At 68.2% G+C, this 658-nt stretch carries 1 protein-coding gene; it reads left to right on the forward strand.

All coding sequences use genetic code 11. From position 1 onward, the window contains the following. On the forward strand, positions 1-560 hold a 560-nt coding region (locus AC1D01_RS37600), incomplete at its 5' end, for a hypothetical protein (protein WP_477875036.1). Positions 561-658: the final 98 nt, after the last annotated feature.

Consider the following 658-nt stretch of genomic DNA (forward strand, 5'->3'; position numbering starts at 1 on the left):
ACGGCACGTCGCGGGCGCACTACCTGCTGCCGCAGATCGAGGGCGGCAACCGTCCGCTGAAGCGCTTCGAGGAGATCCTCGTGCAGGCCGGGCTGATGCGCAAGAACGAACGGGCGGTGCCGGGCTCGGCCGCCAAGCTCGATGCCTACGGCAACATGGGGCGCGGGCAGATCGTGCAGATCCTGAGCCAGCTGCAGGCCTTCAACCTCGCGGGGTCGGACGCCAACGCGACCAGCTCGAAGCGCTCGAAGGCCAAGCGCACCAAGGTCGAGTACTTCGTTGCGCACGGCGGCGAGTCGAGGCAGGGCCGCGGATCGTGGAAGCACGGCGACAAGATGCAGCACCTGCGGCGCGGCGTGTGGGCGCGGTATCGCTTCAGCGCGGGCAGTGCGGTGAAGCCGGTGCTGCTGTTCGTCAACGGCACGCGCTACGGCCGACGCTTCGACTTCGTCGGCACGGCGCAGCGTGTCATCGATGCGCGCTTCAAGTCGCACTACGAGCAGCGCATGCAGAAGCAGCTCGCGAAGCTCGGGCTGTCGAGCGGAGGGCAGGGCGCATGACGTTCTCACCTCGATCGGCGACGGCCTCGACCCCACCCCCCACCCCCCTCATCGGGTCCTCCCGGGAGAGGTCGGTCAAGGGTAATTCGAACCCCGTT

Source organism: Rhizobacter sp. P3_B12 (assembly GCF_056402895.1).